A 19478-nucleotide genomic window follows, 5' to 3' on the forward strand; every position below is an offset into this window, starting at 1 on the left:
CAAATTGAGAAGACTACACTTTTTTAATAAACTCTGTATATAAAACGGAAGGTATTTCATTTTCTAATTTAATTTTAACAGTTATTGGTTTCTCTCCTTCATAATGGACAGTATCTCCTGTTCCTATATAAATGAAAGGCTCATTTTTTCCATCTATCTCTCTGTACTTTCTTACAAATAGGTGAAGTTTTATTCCGCGACTTGTATTATGAATAATATTCTGACCTCTATCAGTGTTTTGGGAAGTAGAATTAGGCGTTTGCCACTGAAAGTATTGCTCATCAATAAATTTATCCTTATAGTTTATACTTTCTTTAATATCCTCTTCTTTGTGAAGGTCAATAAACAAGAAATAGTCATTACCATTAGTAAGAAGTCCAGAACCTCTAAAGGAACTATGGATTTTACGATAGTTAGATAGTAAAGCAGCGTCAACCATTTGATATTGCTCGTAAAGTTTAAAATGCGGGACACCGTAATATTCTTTTTTGAATTCTTTTTCGTAGCGGAATATTCCGTAGTTCACGATATCCTCAATATATTTCCGGTATTCATCTTTTGTTAATAACTCTTTAAAAATTGGAGTCTTAACCAATTTTCCACCGCTATATTGAACCAATTTGAGTTTGTTCTTAAGTTGAACACTGTCGTAATAGTTCTGATTTAAGCATTCAAAAGCATGTATCACACTGTCGTCATCAACTTTAGTGACCATTTTTAAAATTTGACGCTTTGCGATTTCTAAATTTATTTCCTCGTGATCAAGTAAATACCGAATAACTACAAATTCATATATTCGCTTAAGTGGTAGCTTGCTTGATAATTCTTTTAAAGTACCTTCAAATGCATCGCTTAGTAAAAGCTTCTTTAGGTAATCATCCTTCTCAACTTTAGCTACGAATTGTAGGTAAGTTTTTTCACGATCAATAAATTTAACCGGGTCAGGCGCGCCATCAAATTTCATATAATCCATTAAAAGAAAAGGAGTTCGGCCTTGATTGAGTTTTTTAAATTCATAGTACTCTTCTTTCAGGTACTTCATAGAATTAAAATTTTCTTTATCAATCTGAGCTAAAATTCTTTCCTGTGATATCTTATCCATTTGGATATGGGTGCAACCTGGGATGTTGGCAAAACCAGTTGCTACGGCAACTTTCAAACTTTCTTTATCATAGTATCGACTTCCATTTAAGGCTAGTGCGATTAGAAAAGTCTTATTATGATTCCCGATAAAATCAAGAACTGTTAAAAAGCTTTTCCCACCATGCTTTCTTAATCCCCTTCCTAATTGCTGAATAAACACGATCGGTGAGTTTGTAGGTCTCAACATAAGAACGGTATTGATAGAAGGAATGTCGACCCCTTCATTAAAAATATCAACGGTAAAAATAAATTCTAACTCATCATGGTCATTCTCTAATCTATTAATATATTGTTCGCGTTTTTCAGATGAATCGCCGCCGTGTAAACAAACACTTTTATATCCTCTTTTATTAAATTCACTAGCCATATACTGAGCATGCTCGATACTGGCGCAGAAACCAAGGCATTTTCTTTTATCACCATCATGCCCATAGAAATTCATTTTTTCAATAATGAAATCTACACGTTCATTAACCTTCAATCTCTTTGTAATTTCGACGATATCATCAATATCGACATTACTTAAATCAATACCCTCGATATCTGTTATCCCAAAGTAATGAAATGGAATAACCAGCTCGTCCTCTAAAGCCTCATGTAAACGGACTTCTAATGCCACATTATTATCAAAGAGATCAAACACATTATAACCATCACTTCGCTCAGGTGTAGCCGTCATTCCCAGAGTAAATTTTGGATCGAAATAATTTAAAACGGCTTGATAAGTCGGGCTTGTTGCATGATGGGCTTCATCAATGATTAAATAATCAAATTCATCTTTTTCAAATTCATGAAAACATCTTGAGATAGTTTGGATGGTAGCGAACACGTAATCCACATTTTTTTGCTTATGATTCCCTGTTAGCAAACCAAAAGTAAGTCCCTCATTTGGAAGAAGCAATTCAAAAGTATCTTTTGCCTTTTTCAGTATTTCTTCCCTATGAACAATGAAGAGAAGTCTCTTTGGTTTAAGGCTCTTCACATCAAAAGCAGACATATAGGTTTTCCCCGTACCGGTCGCAGCAATAACAAGCGCCTTTTTCTCACCAAAGCTTCTCAATCTTTCTAAATTTTCGGTAGCTCGCTTCTGCATCCTATTCTGAACAATATATTGTTTATTTTCATAAATCAATTGGTGTGTACTCTGAGTATTCTTAAAACGTTTTAGAAACTCCTCATATCGTTTTATAAAATCTTGATCCGCTTCTACACTCATGTTCCAAAGATTATCGTACTCTCTTAAAACATCTTGAATAAACCGACCATTTTCTTTTGTAATAATTTCAACATTCCACTCAATATTACTTTTCAAAGCACTTTGCGTGATATTCGATGAACCAATAATCACCTTGTAATTATCTTTATATTCAAATATGTAAGCTTTCGTATGAAAACCAATCTCTTTATCCGTAACAAATACCTTTAAATCAACATGAGAAAAATCTTTTATTTTTTCCATTGCTTTTGCATCCGTAAAATTAAGATAAGTTGAGGTAATGATTTTCCCTTTAATTCCTTTTTTCTCAGCTTCCTTTAGTGGATCAAGAAGCAGTTGTAGTCCGCTAAAGTTAATAAACGCAACACTGAAATAATACCGATCACACGCACTCATTGATGATACTAATTCACTTAATAGATTTCCTTTGTCGGAATTTACAATTAGCTTTTTTTCAACCGTATCCATTATATTGCCCCTACCTATAGAATCTGTAATCTTTTTGTGAATTATTGGATATGAAAAGTTTACTACATTTATGAATAAATAAAAAGATCCTCTATTTTGATAAAATAGAAGATCCTTCGTTATTTAGCAGCCCGTAAAATTTTGATTAAAGATGACTATATTATTAAATTCCTCTTTATTTCAGAATCTTTACTTAATGTCAAAACGGTTTCACTAAACATTTTGCAACAGTATAATAAGAAATCACTATTAAAAACTTTTAAGAAATTAATTAATTACGCTACAAACATTAATATGGGAGGAATTAGTGGAATTTATACTCGCAAGATCTTAGACACAGGCCCCAAGCAGTTTTGAAGTTTGCTGGCATCTGTTTTTCTAGTACCCTGGTATACCCTGAGGTACTGATGTATTAAGGTTTCTTGATTCCTAGTGTTTTCTTGTGATTTGTATTTTTAAAAATTTGGGCACCAAGCATGGCACCTATTAGCCCACTTAAAAAGAAATGGTTTCTGTGGTTTATAAAATTAAAACAACAACCTAATGAACCTTATGTATAAATGATAACGTGTCTGGATACCCAAAAAATTAATAAGAGGAGTTCTGAAATTCCTTAAGAAATAAATTGACAAGGGAATGAAAAAACCCGGCGCTGCCAACGCTCGGGTCCCGAAACTTTAAAACGATGAAAATAAACAATGCATTGATTTGCAGAGTAAGAATTGAAAGAAAACCAATTTGTTATTAATGATATTCTAACTAAATCTGTGTTTTCCTTCAAGTTAAGGAAAAATATTTTTGGGCGTTCCCTCTTTTAAAATAGGGGGAATTAAAATGGAGATTTCTAAAGTCAAAGACTTTACGTTCAGTGAGTCTCAGGACATCGTTTTTGGTTATCGTGTAATGGGTAACCAGCTTTGGTACGAAAAGAAAAAAGAAGTGTGGATTCCAATCTGCCGTCAGGTTCCGATTCTATCGAAGAAGTATAAGTACCTCGAAACAGGGAAAACCTTCTACGAAATTTCATGGGATGATCATGGGGCATGGAAAAACGTGATTGTCCCCGCTCTTCAGATTTCGAGCCGGAAAGAACTCATCCTTCTTGCCGATGATGATCTCGCGGTAACAGATGTTAACAGCAAAGAATTGGTTCAATACTTCGACCGTTATATTGACGAGTACGAATTGTCCCAAGGGTATTTATCCAGCCGGATTGGTTACATCAAAGGTCATCTGATTCATCCAAATATACTGGATGATGCTGTCAAAGTGCAGCCAGCTAAAGGAGGACCTGAACAAGTCCTCGAAGCTTTTCAAGAAATGGGGACGGTCGACTCTTGGGGAAAAGAAGTGTTCGGCAAGGTAAGGGATGTGCCTGACAATGTCTTCTACATCCTCGGGTCCTTTGCTTCCGTCCTAGTCGCTTTACTGGATGTGGAATCATTTATCATCGATTACAGCGGTCGTGCCGGTAAAGGGAAGTCGACGTTGTTGAAAGTCGCTGCCACCGTTTGGGGCAAGTTTGGACTTGTAGGTTCTTGGGCAGACAATCTTGTCCAGATCGAACGGAAGGCAGAATTCTTGAACAGTTATCCTATCCTGTTGGATGATAGCAAAAATGCAAGAAATCAGAATGCTGCCAACTTCGAACAATTGGTCTATTTCTTCGTTGGTGGTCAAACGAAAGGGCGGGGTAACCTTAAAGGTTTCCAAGCGAACAGCACATGGAAAAACGTCCTTCTTTCGAATGGGGAAAGCAGTCTGCTTGATTACACGGAGAGCGGAGGGACAGCAAGACGAGTCGTCATCCTTACGGGTACGCCGATAAGTGAAGATACGTCAACCGACCCGATTTATAAAGCGATGCGAGAAAATTATGGAGTGGTCGGAAGGGTATTCGTCGAAAAATTAAAGGAAATGAACGAGGATGAATTAGCAAGGATACAGAAAATATACACATCGAAGAAGGAACAGCTATTCCGCTATATTACTGGAAACGACAATGTAGCGAAGACACTCGCTTCCCATTATGCGGTGGTTCATACAGCTGGCGTCCTCGTGAATAAATTCTTTAACTTTGGGCTAGAATTAACTTTCATCGACGAATTGTATAAACGGAATCTGGAAAACGCAACTGTTGATAAAAATAAGCAGCAACTGTTCAAAATCCTTGAGCGGGCAGACGGTAACCGTAATTTAATTTGGTACAGCACGCAGCCGCCTAATTATATTGCGATTGACCGGAAAGGAGAGTTTTGTCTTGTTGTCGACGCGGTCAATCAGTTTCTTGGTAAAGATGCAAACGAAATCAAGAATTATTGGAAGGAAAAAGGTTGGGTCCTCGATCTTTCAAAACAAGTAAAGAAGAATGGGCACAATATTCGCTGCAATACTTTGAATCCCGACATCCTCAAAGAGTGGGGATTCGACTTTTCATACGATCCTGATAAAAATATTTAAGACGCCTAGTGCGTCTTTTTTATCACCGGGTAACAAGATGTTCGTTACCGGTGTTATTACTAGAGCCGTAAGGGTTTCTCGTTTTCGGTAACAACTCTCTGTTACCTTCCGCAACCTTTTTGTTACCTGGCTATCCTTTCAGGCTGTAAGCTTCATTGTCTAACGGTAACAAAGTATCATATAAAAATGATATTTTTATATAAAAGATTTTTACTGACCATTTTCTCCACAAGAATACTTCCAATTTAAAATGTTGTTACTTGTTACCTTTTATTCTACAACCCTACTCTCCCAGCGGTTTTCAAGGTAACAGTATGTTTATTTTTCTGTTACCGTTTGTTACCTTTAAATCAAAATACTGTCATAACAATGTTTCTGAGCGGTCACAGAAGTAACAATTTTTACTTCCTTTATAAAAATCCATTTAGTGGAATATTGTCATTCCCTGAAAGAAGCGCGAATAATGATTCAATATCTTGGCTTGATTTATGCTGCGGTTTTGACGGATGGAATATGGTCATGCTGGTTCGTTCCTTTACTAATTGACCTAATTCTAGGGATTCCAAAAGGAAAACAAGCTATTCATAATTTCAATCTGGATAAATTCTGTTATTTCGATTGCAAAATGATTCAAGCAATTGGATGCGTCAATTCTCGGAAACTGGTATATTTTCGATCAAAGAGAAAAGTTCAAATAGAATTTAATTCTGAGCTCTGGTCCATTATTTGGAGAGTAATTGAATACTATCTTATCCATTACCTATAAAAGTGATACAATAAATATATAAATTAGTTTGGGGGTGTTGAGAATGAGAAATTGGTTAAAATTAATCCTTTTTTTAAGTTCTTATTCTCCCCTTTTTTTAATTATCGCTATATTAAATTTAAAGCTAAATGGTGTCGAAAATGCGAAAGATATCATTCCTAATGATAAATTTTGGCTTGTGATTATCATGCTTGCTCTTTTCATCATGCCAAATATTATCTTATTTTCCTTAATCAAAAGAGTCCGTTCATTTCAACCAATTAATGAAAAAACGAATACTTTTATAAATAAAAATAGTGATGTTCTGAACTATATTGTAACTTACCTTATTCCATTTTTATCTTTCAACTTTGATAAACTAAACCAAACAATTGCTTTTGCTTTATTAATTTTCGTGCTAGCAATAGTATATATTCATTCAAATATCTTTTATATAAACCCAATTTTAATTATGTTTGGATATAAAATTTTTGACATCAATGATAAATACACCGTAATTACCAAAACAACGGTCAAACGAGATAAAAAGCTTAAATTGTATAGAATTCACGATAACGTATATGTAGGTGATGAGGATGGCAGCAATAACTGATATTAACACTTTGCTAAGATTATTTAATGATCCGGCGGTCGATAAAACAACTAATCTTTATATGGTTACGAGAAAAAAAGAAAATGACACTTTTATATATAACGTGTTAACTGCGGAAACACTTCATGAAATCGCAGAGCAATTAAATGAAATTATGATTAACCACCTTGCGACAATACAAAGCCAAAACAGAGAATTTCGTGAATATGAAATAGATGATTCATCAAATGAATACGTCCAATATATCACTCTAAATACTGTTTCTGCTGCTAACACCATGCTTGATCCAATCATTAACAATAATTCTGATCCCTTCACTTCAGATCCTGAAACATTCAGTAGTCTATGGGCATATGGAGTAAAAATTGAATTGAATGATAAAAAACTTGTATGGTTCAGAAAATACAGCAAGGGAAAAGTCCTGAAAAAAGGATTCAAAGAGGCGGTCCTTTTCAAAGACGGCAAGTTTTCAAAAATTGAACATGATGTGTTTCAAATTGATGAAAATGTCGATTGCTTCATCTGGAATGATGAAATATATATTACACAACACCACAATTTTGAAAAAATCTTTAGTTATGAGGATCAATATGAAGAAAAATTCGGTGAAGCCTTAGACGTGATAAGAGAAACTTTTTCATTTATTGATCATGAATCTCTTCAACAGTTCGTTCATAATGATTCCATTCAAAAACGTAAGCTCGCAGCTATTATGAAAAACGGTGTTTATGAAAAATACGGCTTTAATGAAGTGGCAACGACCATTGAAAAATACGAACTAGATATTGAAGTAGATCCACAAGGACAAAGAATAAATCTTACACCGAAAGATTCAAGAAGATTTCTAAAAATTTTAAATGATGATTATCTTCAATCTGAAGTCACAGCAGAGAGATATGAAAGCATTGCAAAAAGAAAAGGAAGACGTAGATAATAATAAAAAGGTGTTTTTGGCAGTTAAAAAATGTTGTTTATGGCAGTATGTTGTATGAATATAAAAAAGCCTAATTTATGTAAGTAGTGTATAAAAACTTGTATAAATTAGGCTTTTTAATTTTATTTGTTATTGTGGTAAAGCACCCGTTTAAGTACAACATTTCTCAATCTTCTAAACTGGATTGCTTGTTCTTTTAGTTATACCCTATATAAGAAAAGCATTGATAAGTGATAATTGATTAAATACACACATTATGGGATAAAAAAACCACATCAATAGATGATAATTTTCTATGTTATAGGTTTTAATTTATTTGAAGAATTGTCTGAGTAATCCTAGTTATACGCAAAAGGAAACGTTCTCTATGACTCCCTCGCATATTGGGAATACTGAAATCGCATCGTAATTTCTTCCTAACTTAGGCTTCCAGTACCGCCCATGCGCCAACCAATGGCGATACTTTAAGGCTCCAATATACGCACTTATGTAACTCTTAATTTCAGGGTAATGAATTTTCCATTTTTCCAAGATCAATTCTTCTAATCCGACTTTCTCTTCATATTCTCTGTATATATTTCTGAATTCCCTACTCAATTGATCTCTTAATCTATCAGTTGCACGGACTATATAGTCCATTCTAAAACGGGCTTCTATTGATGCTATTAAGTTCAAACAAAAGGAATTCTCAATCTCTCTCAATAATTTAGTAAATTGAATTTCAACCTCATCAAACGTCATAAAAAGAAACTCCTCGGGAACTTCATGACCCTCTCTAATTTGTTTAATAATTTTACTTTTATAATCACTAACTGCTTGATAGTTGATCTGAAACATTAGAGCTAGGTCATTGATTTCCTGATTTTCTCCTGAAAATCGATGACTACCATTAGGCATATTTAATCACCGAAAGCAAATGGCTTGAGAAAGTTTCTTCGTTTAACGGGATGTATTTAATATTTGGTGGCATGGTTGCTATTTTCCAATCATATTCTACATCTTCTTCTTTTTTCTCCTCAACTGGATTTTGTTCTTTCAGAGCTTTTTCCATTGCGGAGTCAATTATTCTCACAGTAATATTCGGTTTAGTTGACCGTTTATCAACGTAAATGAATCTTACTTTACCATAAGGACCAATCATGTCTATACGACCTTTAGCTCCTATGATTAAAGTTCCAATTGGTTGCAGCACGACTTTTTCTCCTTTGATGTAAATAACCATTTTGTTTGTTTCGTATGATCCAATCTTATCTTCCACTAAAACATCTGGCTCAAGTTGAAGAGACAAATTCGCTCCAACAAGCGGTGCTAGCCAAGTTTGAATATTAGTGTAAAATTCATCTAGGGACTTCAACCATTCTTGTTTATGATTTTCCCAATTTATTTCCACTCCCCCCTCTTTTTTATCGTCATTCAAGAAGCCTTCTAATTCTTTTAAGCTCATTTTGATACCCCTTTCTTTTTAATCCCATTTTCCTTAGTCAATATTATATGCATAATAAATCTATAAGTAATAAAAAATTGGAATCATTTGTCTCTCCAATTATTAGATACTTATTAATATCAGTCAACTTTTTTTTCTTGCTTTTATTACATTTACCCCTATCGAAAGATGTTGGATCATAATCATGAGTATTTCTATTGCAGACACTCTGGTAAATGGTTTTCCAATTTCTTTAATATTAATTCTGAATTAATGTTAATGCTCCTATCTTGCACTAACCGGCTACTTTAGTTTAAGTGAAATCCTTCATAATATAGAATAAATTACCCTTTCAGGGTACAATTATTCTTATATTCCATATATTGGGTTATTATCTTGATTAAATTTCGGAAACTCTTGTTACCATATTCAGCACATTATTCTAAAAAGGAATTTTATTCTTTCCTTGAAATTACCAAGTAGTGTCCAGTAAGGCACACCCAATCCGGACAGTATTTTCAAACGATGATTCAATATCTTAAAGTGTCCGTTTTAGATGTCCGATTTATTTAAAGGATTTTAGCTAATAAAAGTATTTAAAAAGGGGGGAATTCAAAATGACTGTAAAAGCTTATGGAAGAGTCAGCTCGGAGCAACAGGATTGGACCCGACAACTGCTAAAATTTAAAGAACTTGGAATTGAAGATAAGAATATTTTTATGGATAAAGCAACCGGAAAAAATTTTGACCGTGAGCAATATCAAGCTATGAAAGGTTCTTTAGAAGTGGGCGATATTCTTTACTTGGATGATTTGGATCGTTTGGGTAGGGATTATGATTTAATCAAAGAAGAATGGCACGAAATCACTAAAAAAATTAAAGCAGATATCGTCGTACTTTCTAATCAAGAAATTTTCGATAGCCGAAAATTCAAAGCCATGGGAGGCATAGGAAAACTATTGGAAGACCAATTTTTGAGTATGCTTGCTTATGTAGCTGAACAAGAGCGAAAAAAAATGTTGCAGCGCCAGAAAGAAGGTATCGCCATTGCAAAAACAACTGGCAAATACAAAGGGAAACCGCGTAAATACACGGAGAAAAACGATAGTTTAATGCATGCAGTTGAATTGTACAAGCAAGGTAATAAGACAGTAAAAGAAATCATAAGCATCACCAAGATATCTCGTAGCTCTTTTTATGAGTATTTAAAAGAAAATAATATCCAGCGTAATGTATAGGGCTTGTTTGTTGGGTTTTGTTTTTTCTCTCCCTTGTTTTTTGGGGTGTGAAGGCTGGCGCTATTTAAGAAACAAAACTAAGCGGTTTGAACGGTTATACTAGACTCTGACAAGGTGGAGGATAAACCTCGTTTTTGGGTTTGATCGGCTTGGCGAGAATGCCAAAACCGTTCAAAATTCTATATACATGGGTAGGGTGGAGATTTTTTTCAGCGAAGCGGGGTTTGAAAAAAATACTACCTGACCTTGTATATAGAATAGCTGGCTTTTCCACAATACAGAGCAAGACAAGGCTGTTTTTTTATTTTTGTAACCAAGATTCCTACGTATAATTTCAAATTTTATGTTCTGTTTGCATGTTTCATTAAGTGATAAAAACAAAATATGTTCCAGAATAGTCCAGAATGGATTTTAACTTTTCATCAAAGCAAAAGGATTTAAGCCACAGCAGGAATTGTGTATAAATTAAAACAGACTAGCAAGTGCTAGTCTGTTTTAATTTACTTACATCGGTTTAATTTTCGATTCGATATGTTGAATTTCCTCAAAAGTTAGGTTGTACTTCTTGTACAATTGTTGATCTAACTCATTAATTGGGGTACTCCAATCAATATCTAAATTATCAGCGAAATCTTGTACAGGAACAAACCTATACGTATTTCTAGTACCATGTTGACTATTTTTAGCCAAGCTATGCAAAAATCTTACAAATTTAGTTTTCATATATTTAGCTAAAGAATTTGCACCATTTTCATTTAATTCTAATTCAGCGCCAATTACTAAATATGTTTCAGTACATATTGAATTAGGACTAGCAACAATTGTATTCAGATTATCATCGTTTAACTCAGTTCCTATATTATTAGAATATGGTGTTAACACTTTCCATTTATTAATATACATTGAATTTTTTCGTATCTCATTTAATTCAATATACCCAACTATACCTTTATTAGCATAGCATTTAATTGGTTCATTCATAACATTACTGTCATTTTTAAATTTACTATTTTTTGTAAAGTTAGTAGAAAACCCAAATGGATTACGAGCAGAGACATACTCCATCAGGCTGTTATTACCACTACAATCAATTTTATTTAGTATAGAAAAAGCACTAGAGTCTCTTATTAAGATATCAGAATCTTTATATTTCAATGATCTAGAAGTATTACTAACAATTGTGTTTTTTTCATGTGTTACAACTCGAGTTAGATTATCTCTATTATTATACATGGAATCCCATAAGAAATAGCATACACCCCCTCTAATATTAGTATTAGGAAAAATATCTTCAGGTGTAAGCCAATCATGTAACTCTTTAAGATGAATGTCATTTAACATTTCGTCTCGGAAATCATCTAATCCTTTTCCACCAACATACCAGCGTGTTGGCATAATAAATGATATTAATTCCGGGTTAAGTTCTTTTGCCAATCGTACAAAATGGTGATAGATTGGGCTAGCACTTGCTTGTGCTCCAGCATCCATTTCTTGGTATGGCGGATTTCCAATTATTACATCAAATTTCAAATTCTCATCTCCAAAAACTTCTTGTAATTTCTTTAGCGAATTACCACCTTTTGCATAATTGGTTAAATCACATTCAACAATATTTTTGTCAGAAATGTTTTTAAAATCATCAGCAAAAATGTAATTTTTCGCAATGTTGTAAATGATGTTACTTGGTGCACACGCATAAACTTGATTTTCGAGAATCCACTTAATACGTTCTTCGGAATTTGGAATTTGTTCTTTCAATCCTTCATTCAAGCGCTTCACTATTTCAGTGATATAAAGTCCACTTTTCGTATATAAATCAATGAACTTAACATTGTATTTACTAAAAATATCAGGATTATTTTCTGCAACTAAATCAACCATCAACTTCACAACTCTTCTTGGTGTGAAAATTTGGTTTGTTTGCTGCGGTGGAATATAATCGAAAATATCTTCGGTAAGCGTTTCGTCAAAATAGTTTGATAATCTTTTCTTCGTGTTGAAGAACTCTTTGATACTTGCGTCAAACACCACTTCATTAAATAAACCAGACACCTTACGGTTATTCCCATCTTCGTCTACATAGTCAAAGCCATCACGCAGCTTTCTAAATTCATCAACTGTAATACTTGTTAATTCTTCAAAAGTTGGTTCATCAATATTTTCTTCAAAATTAGCCAAAGTCGTATCATTGTTACCATAAGCCATGAGGAATGCAGGAATAGTTCTTGCAAAACCACGCAAGTGATCCCGAACATCATCTTCAGTGGTCTTTTTCTTCTTCTCTTCCTCATTGACAATTTGCTTTTCGACCGCAGTTTCAACAGTTACGCTTACTTCTGTATTAAGATTTTCAGTGAAAGATTTATTAACTTCAACCTTTTTCTGTTCAAATTCCTTTTTTAATTGGTCTACTTTATATTCGTCATGAGCTTCATGAGCGGTTTGAATTTGTTCCGTAAACTCATGTTCGATTTCATTAAGTTGACTGTGATACGTTTCTATGTTTTTCTGGACCACATCTTGAATCGATGAAGTTACCTCATCTTTTGCTTTATCCGTTTGAGTTTTATTCAAGTTGAATGTTTCTTTCAACTTGCTGAACCCTCTATCTAAAGTGTCTGTTATTTCAGTAGTGATAGTTGTAACTTCAGGTATTTCAGGAATATCTGCTGTTTCTATAAGCTTATAAATTGCGTCTCCGAAAATATCTTTCGTATGGTTAATAACAATATCTGTAGGAACATCAACATTTCCATCATCATCAATCATTGGCTTTGTTACGTTGACTTCTCTTTTATCTGTCAATCGCTTATTCTTTTCAGGCTTAATCTTATCTAGGATTTCCTTGAATGGTGAATTTCCACCAAAAATACCTGCGATATTCGCAAATAAAAGATTGCTCATGAACCCACGCTTTATTACCTCTGTTGAAGTAATTTTTGTAGGGATAGTTAAGACTTCAGTTGCGTCCAACTCGTGCATATTACCTTCATCATCTTCCCCAATAACTGGGAAGAAGTTCAATAGCTTTTTAATCTTCTTCTTACGTTCCTCACCCGTTTTCGAGCTACCACTTGATAAGTTATTAGCGAATTCGTCAAAGAGTAATAGCGTGCGTTCCGGTGCGAAATCGAAGATATAGGCGTTTTCTTTCCTGTAAAGTTTACCATCCTGAACAAACTCATAAGGGTTTTGGGCGCGGAAAGCGGCTTGAAAATATAAACTAGGCGACTTTATGTTGCTAAGCATCAGCACCGCAGACCATTCAGGAATAGTAATACCCGTTGTAAGTTGACCAACTGATAAAGTTATGGTTTTTTCATTTTCAGAAATTGCCTTTTTAACCTTATCAAAACTCTTCTCATTCTTCTTGTAGTCTTGTCCTTCTTCTTCAAGGCTTGGATCATTGACAACGCTTATTCCGTCACCAGCCGCAAGTACAATCTTATACTCACCAAATACTGGGTGAGATTTTAACAACTTTTCAAGAGCTTTTGCAGAGTTAACACGAGGTAAAAGCCAAAAAGTATGGTTTAATTCGCCTCTGTGTTCATCTGTCGCAAAAGGAAACTTACCTGAAGCTATGTTATCAAGGAATTTTTTCACGCTTGCTTCATATTCAAACTTGCCGTCTTCTTTAACTCTAAAAAACTCATTCAAGTCGAAAGCATAATCAACATTACTATTATCGTCTAACGTTAAGCCTTTAGACACTCGTTCCTCAATCATCTTGCTCATTTGATAAGTGAATAAGCTTAGTGTTGGTAGATTTTCGTATGGATTACTTCCAGTTGTATAATCCCAATTCTCTTTAGCTTCTTGTTCATCTACATACGACCAGTTGAAGATTTGGTCTTGATTAAATTTGTTGTTTGCCAATGCCTTAAAAGGTGTGCCTGACAAGTGTAGAGTGAAGTTCCGCTTGATATTATTGAAAGCCACGTCCGTTTTTGCGGTATCAACACCCTCATGCGCTTCATCAATGATTAGTAAATCCCAATTCAATTGACCAACCCATTCAAGTTTTTCATAGCCACCACCTGCAAATTTCGCACCTTTCAAGTCCTGGAGAGAAATAAAAGTGATTTGCGAAGGGTTCTCATGGTCAGTAGAGTTAACAAAATCAATGAAATCCTTACGAGATAATGCCTTATCTTTCAACGAATCCGTTTCAGATACAAATTTCATTCCTGTTTCTTGCCAAGAAATAAACTTCTTAAAATCATCAAACCACGAGTTCGCTATAGCAGGTCGGTTGGTTACGATTAGTACATTTGTTGCATTGGTTTTTCTTACAAAATCATATGAAGTAAGTGTTTTCCCAAAGCGTGGTTTTGCATTCCAAAGAAATTCCCTCGGTTCTTGTCCACTATTGTAATAATCAAGCGTTAGCTGAACGGCTCTACTTTGTTCATTCCGAAGTGAGTAGTCTGAATCAGTTTTATCAATTTGAATTTCATCATAATCACGATTGATATACTTGTCGGTTAGAATTTCTGCCTTTTCGGGTGTTCCATTAAAATAGAACCATTCATCTGCATAACCATTAAAATCCTTTTTCTCAACCCCATTCTGTTGAAGGAAACGATGAAGCGACTTATCATGAAACCATGTGCCATCTGAACGCTTTGCAATCTTTTCAAAAAGAATATTAGGGTTAAGCCCCGCTGTTCCAATCTGTTCGAGTATTCGTTTTTTGACTTGTCTATTCGTATCACCGATTTTGATGTAACCTTCATGAGAAGGAACTTCAGGTAAGGTGTAGGCATATATTTTCAAGTCCAATTCCTCATAAGGGTTAATTATTGTTCTATCCATCGACTTCCTCCATCTCTTCCTTATAGACATCAGTAATCTTTACAGGAACGTATTTCATTCGTTTTTTTTCTATTTTAGAGACTTCTTCAACATCGAACAAATCGAGTTGAACTGTTATTACCGATTGAGTTGAAGCCTCTCCGCTTTCTTTCTCTACGCCATTTAGAATGTCCTCAATGGTGTATTCAGTACGTTGAACCTTAATTGTCTTAGAGTTTTTACGGAGTTTTGATGGTTTCCACTCACTAAAAATTATAGGACTACCATCTGCAGATAATTTAGTTATAAAGTTTCCCTGTGCAATGTTGTTAGAGATAATCACTTTTGCACTGTCTAAGACCTTTTTTTTCACTTTTTTACCATGTTCTTTTGCTTGTTGCTGATACGCATCATAATAGACCTGAAACATATTCATGACGCATTTTTGAGCGTTATCTTTAAGTAATTCAACACCATACAAAGTTGACAATGCAAGTAACGAATAGTTCTCATATCGTGTTAAATCATCACCGTAATTCTTGGCTATCATCTTCAATTTTCTATCCAAAACTTCAACTAGGTACACACCTTCACCTGCAGCTGGCTCTAGGAAAGTAGATGTTAAGTTCTGACAAGCTTCACGAATTTTAGGTAAGTCTAGCATTTTCTTTACAATCCTTATTGGTGTAAACACTTCCCCGTGATTTTGGACACGTTTTTTACTTTTTATTATTTTTTCGTTAGCTGATTCAGATGAACCAGTCATGATCTCATACCCCCATCACAAGCAATCTGACGTTCTCATCAGCAACGACTTCGCTTGGAAATATAACTAGTTTCTATTATACAGGATTACATCGTGAATTGGGTCAATTTTACCACAAGAAGTTTTCACGCCATGCAGCAGATAAACGATCGCTTTACTCCCACTTTTTAATCCCTTCTAATATCTGATATTTACTGCATCAAGAATAAATTTTTTAGTTTTTTTTACACAAATAAAAAAAAGTCGTTATTATTCGGATGCTTTAAACCAATGTCGCAATTTAGGTGTGAGCCTTGCGACTGATATTAGCGTGAGCTAATAGTTAAACAAGAAAATATTTAAGGAGGTTGCTCTAATGCAGCAAGCAGTAAAAGAAGAGAAAACTAGAATGAGAAGATTAAGTGTAGTTAGTTTACAAATGGTAAAGGAAAAAACGTATCCATTCCGAACCAATACAATTCGAAGTCCATTGGATGTTGTAGATTTGGTTAGAGAATTTATAGGAAATGCGGATCGTGAAAACTTTATTGTTATTTCTCTTTCAACTAAAAATACCGTAACAAATATAAGCGTTGCGCATCGGGGTTCAATTAATGCAAGCATTGTTCATCCTAGAGAAACGTTCAAGACAGCAGTCTTATCAAACGCTGCAAGTATTATTGTCGCTCATAATCATCCATCTGGGAATTGCCAACCAAGTAAAGAAGATATAGAGGTAACAAAGCGTCTAAATGAAGCCGGTAAAATTTTAGGAATTGAATTATTAGATCATTGTATTATTTCAGATTCCGATTCTTACAGTATGAAAGAACACGGATATATTTAAAAAGACGAGAAGATTTCTTCCCGTCTTTTTTTTATAACTTGAAAATATTAGAGGAGGTATACATTGCGCAAAAGTGCCGTCTATTTTAATTAATTGTCATCCTTGAAGGTATTATAATCTTAGTTTTTAATTTTACAACTATTTTTTTTGCTGTTTGGCTATTTTTATAATACTTTTAACGATTTCCCTTTCACTTTCAGCATTGGCAGCCAGTTGAAACAAGTTTATTCGTCTATCTAATTCTCCTAAGTTCGGGTAGCAAATTCCTTTTTCAACATCGATATAAACATATCCTTGATGATAATTCGCAGTGGTTATAATGTCTAATCGTTCTTCTCTTGGAGTTAAAAGCACAGCCATTTTAAATTTTGTTTCGAAAAATGGATCACCATTTGATAAATTTAAAACACTAGCAAAATCAAATAATAGTTCTTCCTCTTTTAGCATGATATATTCATAACAATTATAGTTGCGGTCTTTTTGTCTATCGATGGCTTTTAATAAATAACTGAACTCATCTTTAGTTATGGAGCCAAAGAATTGAAGAATAAATAAATACAGTTCAGATATCCTTAGAAAGAAATTCATGGTTTCAATAAATTCTATTTCTCCCATCGAATTGATTTCTTGAGAAAATCCATATATGAATTTTCCTTTATCAAATGGATTTAATTTTTTTGTCCAAATTGCATTCTGTAAATCTTTATAAAAATAAATAAATTCAACAGATTGTTTCCGAAGTTCTTCCCTCTCTGCTAGGCGATCTAACCACTGTTGTTTTTGAGGATTAACCTGACTGTATTGATTATTTTCATAAAGAAAATAAGATTTATCTTTTTGAACATTAACTTTTTCTGTAAATCTATAATCCCCTTTTCGACCCTTTATTCCGTATTCCGAGGTTACAACAAAAAGACCAGGCGCTAATTTTTCTTTTTCATAGGACACATATTTTTGAGGAATAAGAGGAGTAAAGTCTTCATCTCTATCGAAAACGTAATATTCTACTATATTTTCATGCAATCTAGATTTCTCTCCTCCTGTTAATGGAGCAATATCCTTTTTTTCAAGAGCTTCTATCTTTTTTAATTCTTGCGGTATCTGTTTTTCCTCTACTATTAAATCCGGATATTGTATGTCCTTCATATATTCTATCAAATCATTTAACGTATATTCTATTTCCTCGTATTTATCAAAAAGTTTATCTAAGTTCATTAATTCACCCCCAATAAATTTATAGCAGGAAAATAAAAATTATGGTATTTTTCGCCATTTTTAATTTTCCCGTTATAATGTGAGTGGTTTAAATACTTTGTAAAGCGTGAGCTTACAACTTAGCCGTGAGGCGCTAAAATGGCGAACTCTTGAATCACCTTCTTTAAAAGTTTGTAAGAAAAACACAGACAGGAGGTAAAAAAATTATGAAGCCAGAGGTCGAGGAAGGAGAAAAAATTTAGATAATGGCGGGGTGCATTTATTGTGGCGAGGTAACTGAAATCGAGAAGTAGGATTATGGTTAACAGAGGACTACGAAATAGAGGAATTTGTGGCATCTACAGACATAACAGAATGGGCTGTTGAATAACACGGGGCTTTTGTGCATGCCCCTATGAGCAAACTTCCTCGGCTTCTTCCGCAACTGAATCCTGTTAATTTGAACTTGAAGATAATGTAAAGCTTGTTCTGGTTCTTCTCGAGATGGAAAATCATTTTTTTCTTTTCATGGTTCATTCCCTTATCAAATTTTTTATGAGTAATTAATGTGAAATTAGAAAAAATACGGTTGTACCATTAAATCTTAATAAAGGAGGAATACAATGATGGAAAATAAGAAAGCAAATCCGAAAAAGGAACTTGCGGGGAGTTTTTATCATCCCAGCTACTACAAAGAAAGTGACGATTTATCATCAGGAATTGCTACATCACATGAACAAGTAAGCGACACCTATACTGAAGGAGAAATTGGTGCCGTTATTGATGATGTAAATGGGAAGGATATTCCGATCGGAAAAACAGGCAACAAAGAAAGTTAAAGCTAGAAGGAAAACAGCTCTCATTTGAAAGCTGTTTTCTTTTTAGCGATCATTTATCGTCGTCTATATATGGATCATGTTCTTAAGCCGGTAAATCTCCAAAACTTGTCATAATTCCCTCTAAGTCTAAAGCATCCTCGTATTTTTCATGCTGTGCGTTTGGATAAACGGTTATATTGTTTCCATACATATCATCCGTATATTCTATTTCCTTGAATTTATTAAAAAGTTTATCTAAGTTCATTAATTAACCCCCAATAAATTAAAAGCAGGAAAATAAAAATTAAGGTATTTTTTACCATTTTTTTATTTTCCCGTTATAATGTGAGTGGTTTAAATTCTTTGTAAAGCGTGAGCTTACAAATTAGCCGTGAGGCGATTAAAATTGCGATATTTTTTGGATCGCTATTTTTAAAAGCTAGTAAGAGAATAATAGACAGAAGGTAAAAGGATTATGAAACCGGAAGTCGAGGAAGGAGGATTATGGTTAACAGAGGACTACGATATAGAGGAATTTGTGGCATTTGCAGACATAACAGAATGGGCGGTGGAATAACTTAGTGCTTTTACAAGCCCCTAAAGGTATACTACCGAAAAAATTTGAAAGAGTTAAAGATACTCAGACTATTAAACACCTTTCACATGTTTTAAGAATTGCTGATTTCTAGAATAAGAAAAACGTAGATTTAAATAAATAATTTGAGAGTGTGAAATTTTTATAGAAATTGACCGTAACACAATCTGAGGAAGCAATATTTGCACGGGTATCGGGCACCGTCTCCTGAAACGCACCGGCTCTTGAGGTGACTCAAGAGT

At 34.1% G+C, this 19478-nt stretch carries 12 protein-coding genes and 1 pseudogene; 6 read left to right on the forward strand and 7 right to left on the reverse strand.

What is annotated here, in order from left to right:
• Positions 1–13: 13 nt before the first annotated feature.
• A complete protein-coding gene (locus CVD27_RS22655; protein ID WP_101650675.1) occupies positions 14–2827 on the reverse strand; it encodes a DEAD/DEAH box helicase in 2814 nt (937 codons plus the stop codon).
• Between the two features lie 834 nt (positions 2828–3661).
• On the opposite strand from CVD27_RS22655, the gene CVD27_RS22660 reads away from it, so the two are divergent.
• The 3 genes from CVD27_RS22660 (at position 3662) to CVD27_RS22675 (ending at position 7579) form a co-directional block, all read left to right on the forward strand.
• Positions 3662–5287, forward strand: a complete 1626-nt coding sequence (locus CVD27_RS22660; protein ID WP_101650676.1) for a DUF927 domain-containing protein — start codon at positions 3662–3664, stop codon at positions 5285–5287.
• Positions 5288–6096: 809 nt separating this feature from the next.
• Complete coding sequence (locus CVD27_RS22670; RefSeq protein ID WP_101650689.1) at positions 6097–6645, forward strand: hypothetical protein; 549 nt, start codon at positions 6097–6099, stop codon at positions 6643–6645.
• On the forward strand, positions 6629–7579 hold the full coding sequence (locus CVD27_RS22675) for a Kiwa anti-phage protein KwaB-like domain-containing protein (protein WP_180960405.1): 951 nt from the start codon (positions 6629–6631) through the stop codon (positions 7577–7579). The genes CVD27_RS22670 and CVD27_RS22675 overlap by 17 nt, the downstream gene beginning before the upstream one ends.
• A 342-nt stretch (positions 7580–7921) precedes the next feature.
• Here the strand turns inward: CVD27_RS22675 and CVD27_RS22680 are convergent, their stop codons facing one another.
• Both CVD27_RS22680 and CVD27_RS22685 read right to left on the reverse strand, forming a co-directional pair.
• Positions 7922–8476 (reverse strand): hypothetical protein, encoded by a 555-nt coding sequence (locus tag CVD27_RS22680; RefSeq protein ID WP_101650692.1) that lies wholly within the window; start codon positions 8474–8476, stop codon positions 7922–7924.
• A complete protein-coding gene (locus CVD27_RS22685) occupies positions 8469–9023 on the reverse strand; it encodes a hypothetical protein (RefSeq protein WP_101650694.1) in 555 nt (184 codons plus the stop codon). Before CVD27_RS22685 ends, CVD27_RS22680 begins: the two co-directional genes overlap by 8 nt.
• A gap of 596 nt (positions 9024–9619) precedes the next feature.
• Here CVD27_RS22685 and CVD27_RS22690 point away from each other — a divergent pair.
• Entirely contained in the window at positions 9620–10240 is a 621-nt protein-coding gene (locus tag CVD27_RS22690) for a recombinase family protein (RefSeq protein ID WP_101650696.1), read from the forward strand.
• A gap of 504 nt (positions 10241–10744) precedes the next feature.
• On the opposite strand, the gene CVD27_RS22695 is transcribed toward CVD27_RS22690, so the two are convergent.
• The gene (locus tag CVD27_RS22695; protein WP_101650697.1) at positions 10745–15058 is read right to left on the reverse strand and encodes an Eco57I restriction-modification methylase domain-containing protein; all 4314 of its coding nucleotides are present in this window, start codon (positions 15056–15058) and stop codon (positions 10745–10747) included.
• Complete coding sequence (locus CVD27_RS22700; RefSeq protein WP_101650698.1) at positions 15051–15803, reverse strand: methylase; 753 nt, start codon at positions 15801–15803, stop codon at positions 15051–15053. The genes CVD27_RS22695 and CVD27_RS22700 overlap by 8 nt, the downstream gene beginning before the upstream one ends.
• A 355-nt stretch (positions 15804–16158) precedes the next feature.
• Here CVD27_RS22700 and CVD27_RS22705 point away from each other — a divergent pair, with 355 nt between their 5' ends.
• Entirely contained in the window at positions 16159–16629 is a 471-nt protein-coding gene (locus CVD27_RS22705; protein ID WP_101650699.1) for a JAB domain-containing protein, read from the forward strand.
• Positions 16630–16767: 138 nt separating this feature from the next.
• Here CVD27_RS22705 and CVD27_RS22710 read toward each other — a convergent pair whose 3' ends face one another.
• On the reverse strand, positions 16768–17844 hold the full coding sequence (locus CVD27_RS22710) for a hypothetical protein (RefSeq protein WP_101650700.1): 1077 nt from the start codon (positions 17842–17844) through the stop codon (positions 16768–16770).
• Positions 17845–18449: 605 nt separating this feature from the next.
• Between CVD27_RS22710 and CVD27_RS22715 the strand changes: the two genes are divergently transcribed.
• Positions 18450–18662, forward strand: a complete 213-nt coding sequence (locus CVD27_RS22715) for a YozQ family protein (RefSeq protein WP_101650743.1) — start codon at positions 18450–18452, stop codon at positions 18660–18662.
• A gap of 82 nt (positions 18663–18744) precedes the next feature.
• Here the strand turns inward: CVD27_RS22715 and CVD27_RS27800 are convergent.
• A pseudogene (locus CVD27_RS27800) lies at positions 18745–18855 on the reverse strand (yteA family sporulation protein); the annotation flags it as partial.
• Between the last annotated feature and the right edge of the window lie 623 nt (positions 18856–19478).

It is taken from the genome of Neobacillus cucumis, assembly GCF_002860255.1.
GTDB lineage: Bacteria > Bacillota > Bacilli > Bacillales > Cytobacillaceae > Neobacillus > Neobacillus cucumis_A.

Coding starts and splice junctions, on each gene's coding strand:
- CVD27_RS22655 (WP_101650675.1), bottom strand. CDS start 2,827: ATGGATACGGTTGAAAAAAAGCTAATTGTAAATTCCGACAAAGGAAAT.
- CVD27_RS22660 (WP_101650676.1), top strand. CDS start 3,662: ATGGAGATTTCTAAAGTCAAAGACTTTACGTTCAGTGAGTCTCAGGAC.
- CVD27_RS22670 (WP_101650689.1), top strand. CDS start 6,097: ATGAGAAATTGGTTAAAATTAATCCTTTTTTTAAGTTCTTATTCTCCC.
- CVD27_RS22675 (WP_180960405.1), top strand. CDS start 6,629: ATGGCAGCAATAACTGATATTAACACTTTGCTAAGATTATTTAATGAT.
- CVD27_RS22680 (WP_101650692.1), bottom strand. CDS start 8,476: ATGCCTAATGGTAGTCATCGATTTTCAGGAGAAAATCAGGAAATCAAT.
- CVD27_RS22685 (WP_101650694.1), bottom strand. CDS start 9,023: ATGAGCTTAAAAGAATTAGAAGGCTTCTTGAATGACGATAAAAAAGAG.
- CVD27_RS22690 (WP_101650696.1), top strand. CDS start 9,620: ATGACTGTAAAAGCTTATGGAAGAGTCAGCTCGGAGCAACAGGATTGG.
- CVD27_RS22695 (WP_101650697.1), bottom strand. CDS start 15,058: ATGGATAGAACAATAATTAACCCTTATGAGGAATTGGACTTGAAAATA.
- CVD27_RS22700 (WP_101650698.1), bottom strand. CDS start 15,803: ATGACTGGTTCATCTGAATCAGCTAACGAAAAAATAATAAAAAGTAAA.
- CVD27_RS22705 (WP_101650699.1), top strand. CDS start 16,159: ATGCAGCAAGCAGTAAAAGAAGAGAAAACTAGAATGAGAAGATTAAGT.
- CVD27_RS22710 (WP_101650700.1), bottom strand. CDS start 17,844: ATGAACTTAGATAAACTTTTTGATAAATACGAGGAAATAGAATATACG.
- CVD27_RS22715 (WP_101650743.1), top strand. CDS start 18,450: ATGGAAAATAAGAAAGCAAATCCGAAAAAGGAACTTGCGGGGAGTTTT.